General features: G+C 46.4%; 4 protein-coding genes. 1 reads left to right on the plus strand and 3 read right to left on the minus strand.

The window, feature by feature from the left end:
• Nucleotides 1-648: 2Fe-2S iron-sulfur cluster-binding protein (locus ACEW8S_RS16840; protein ID WP_373519282.1), on the plus strand; the 648-nt coding region annotated here is incomplete at its 5' end.
• Between the two features lie 35 nt (nt 649-683).
• Here ACEW8S_RS16840 and ACEW8S_RS16845 read toward each other — a convergent pair.
• From ACEW8S_RS16845 to ACEW8S_RS16855, 3 genes are all read right to left on the minus strand, one after another.
• Nucleotides 684-1457: a patatin-like phospholipase family protein gene (locus ACEW8S_RS16845; protein ID WP_373519283.1), complete on the minus strand. Its 774-nt coding sequence runs from the start codon at nt 1455-1457 to the stop codon at nt 684-686.
• Nucleotides 1458-1569: 112 nt separating this feature from the next.
• Nucleotides 1570-2493, minus strand: coding sequence for a nucleoside hydrolase (locus ACEW8S_RS16850; protein ID WP_373519284.1), 924 nt, complete (start codon nt 2491-2493; stop codon nt 1570-1572).
• Nucleotides 2494-2626: 133 nt separating this feature from the next.
• Nucleotides 2627-3066, minus strand: a 440-nt coding sequence (locus ACEW8S_RS16855; RefSeq protein WP_373519285.1) for an ATP-binding cassette domain-containing protein, incomplete at its 5' end; no start/stop codon positions are given.

Here is a 3066-nt window from a genome sequence, read left to right on the forward strand (position 1 = left end):
GAAAGTCATCCGAAGAGCAAGTTCGTCTTGGTCTATGGCAATAAATCGTTCAAGGAAACTATGTTCTACACCGATTTGGTAAAGTTGGAACTGGACCACTCCGACCGGTTTTTTGTATACTTCGTAACCAGTAAAACCCAGGAAGACGATTCCCGTTTTGGCCGTATCGACACTGCTATGGTCAATTACGCCTTAAAGAACAAACATAAGCATACGGATTTCGATGCCTATTACCTCTGCGGACCTGAAGCCATGATCGATCTGGTATCCGATACCTTACAGGACAATGATATTTCCAAGGATAAAATCCTTTTCGAACTTTTTACCAGCACCGAAATTTTGGACGAGCGCCCCGATAGGCCCGAAGGCAAGACCCAACTGACCGTTACGGTCGACGATGAGGTTTTCGAACTGACCATGGACAAAAAAGAGCGCGTGCTCGATGCCGTGCTCAAGCAGAACATCGATGCGCCCTACTCCTGCCAAGGCGGGGTCTGCAGCACCTGTATCGCCCGTATCACCGAAGGCAGGGCCGAAATGGCCAAAAATCAGATCTTGACCGATGGCGAAATCGCGGAGGGGTTTATCCTTACATGTCAGGCGCATCCCTTGACGCCAGTTTTGAAAGTGGATTATGATGATGTTTGAAAATTGAGAGGTTGTCAATGCCAGTAAATAACAATTCATCCTAAAATCTCATCCAACACCCGACTGGCATTCTCATACCCGATCAAATATGCCTTTTCAATACCCTTACGGTCCAAAACCCCTATGTTTTCCAAAGCCTGAAATTCCAATAAAAGATCACAGGACTCCAATTTTTGCCGGTTGATGGCGTAAATCATTAAACTGGTAACCCTACCGGTAATCTGCCACGAATTTTTTAGGGCATTTTGGTAGAGCTTGCCCACTTTTGATACGTTGCTTCCTATTACAAACTCTACCTTGTCTTTGATGGGCTCCAACGGAAAATTGTTCATTATGCCCCCATCGGCAAACAGCTCGCCCTCTAATTTAACAGGGCTGAACACCGGTGGCAATGCGGCCGAGGCCAATAAGGGCCGTATCAACTCCCCTTCCGAAAAATAGCGCAGTTCTCCCCTTTGTAAGTTAGTGGCCACTACGTAGAGCTTGCGCTCTAGGGCATCGAAGGCATTCTCTGGAAAATAGCCGTTAAAGATTTCAAAATACCGATCGGTATCAATGAAGCCAGGCTTGATAATGGTTAAAAAATTATAACGGAACAACGGGGTTTCCTTAAAGAGCGAGAGCATATCCTCCACCGAATTTCCATTGGCATACAAAGCTCCGACCAAAGCACCAACGCTGCTTCCGCTAACGGTTGTAGCCGAGATACCATGTTCTTCCATGGCCTGTATCAAGCCGATATGCGCCATACCGCGAACGCCTCCCCCGGAAAGTACTAGACCGATGGATTTTGATTTTAAGTCGTTCATGTCTATGGGGCCAGGATACGGCGTTATATGTTAGATGTCAAAAGTACAGAAATGATTGCTATTAGAAATATTGGTTCAAGCCATTCCATTTTGCATTATGTTCCGTAGACGCCTAGGTCCCTAAACTCCGCAAAAGCCTCTCGTGGTAATCGGCCACTACATTATAACAATACTTGACCGGAAATCCCGACTGTTTATCGCATAACAAGTATTGCTTAAACACTTCTTTGTCACTTCCCTTTACCGTATCGTCGGGATAGATTTCGAGTCGGGCGTTCAGTTCTTCGGATATAATATCCTCTGGGGAAATAATGTAATGACTGGCCAGCACATCGAAGGGGTTGAAACCATCGGCACCTTGGTCCAGCCATTGCTGCAACCAGGCTTGGGAAGCTTCGGCCAACCAGAAATTACCTTGGTCACCACTCGATGCCAGTTGATCCAAATCCGCTTGCGTTACCCAAACTTTGTTCGAAATCTCGAACGGACAAAGGGTTATCGAAACGCCAAGTTCGAACATAATACGGAAGGCATCGTTGTCGAGGTCAAAATTTAGGTCTTGGGCGTGGCTGCCCTTATTGCCGATCTTGAAGTAATCGGTTGGTTTTCTTCTTCCGGCGACAAGTACTACTTCTACAATCTGTTCTTTTAACTCCGGATATTTGAGCAATAAGAGCCCAACATTGGTTGCGGGGCCAATGGCCATGATGGTCATCGGTTGTTTCTTTAAAGCATCGGCAAGTGCTTCGACAGCCTCGTTAGTTTTTACATTTCTTAAATCCATAGTTTCACCGGCACCTTTGAAAACGGGGATTTGGTTTCCAGCGAACTCCCTGCCCATATATTGACTCAGGAAATAGGCATTTTCGATGACCGTATTTCCGTAGACCGCGCTTATACCGCAAATCTCGATTTTTTCGGCCTTAATCAATTGCAGAACGGCAAAACCGTCATCGACATCGCAGTAGCCTTCCCGTTTGTGCCTTTTCATGCCGACGGAGAGGTCGGTGTCGATCCATACGTTTTTCTTATTCATAATACGATTATTTATTCTCATGCCGTTAATACGGGCGAAATCTTGCCGATAGGCAGGCTTCACACAGTAATCAGTTCAACAATCTAGTGAGTTCATCAGATTGCCACGCTACGCTCGCAATAACTGGCCTTTTTTATTCCTTTTTCTTTTCTCCCAAACCGCCCCAAAACTCGATTTCATCCCGAACCCCAGTCTCAGGGTCGGTAATAAAATCATTCTTATCGGAATAGACCTTCAGATCTCCGGTCTGCATAAACCCGATCTCATCGCCCATAAGAACGGCTTCCTTTAAATCGTGGGTTACGAACAGGGAAGTAATATTGAACTCCCCTGCAAGCTTCTTGAACAGGCCTTGCATCCGCTGGCGGGTGCCGGCATCTAGGCTTCCGAAAGGCTCATCTAATAACAGCAACGAAGGATTCGTAATAATCGCCCTTCCGAAAGATACCCGCTGCCGCTGCCCGCCCGAAAGCTGGTTCGGCATTTTTTGGGACTGGCTTTCTAGTTCGAGACTGCTTAGCATATGCCGAACTTGATCCTGGATTGTACTGTCCGGTATTTTCTTTAGGCGAA

Source organism: Pricia sp. (genome assembly GCF_041745955.1).
Taxonomy (GTDB): domain Bacteria; phylum Bacteroidota; class Bacteroidia; order Flavobacteriales; family Flavobacteriaceae; genus Pricia.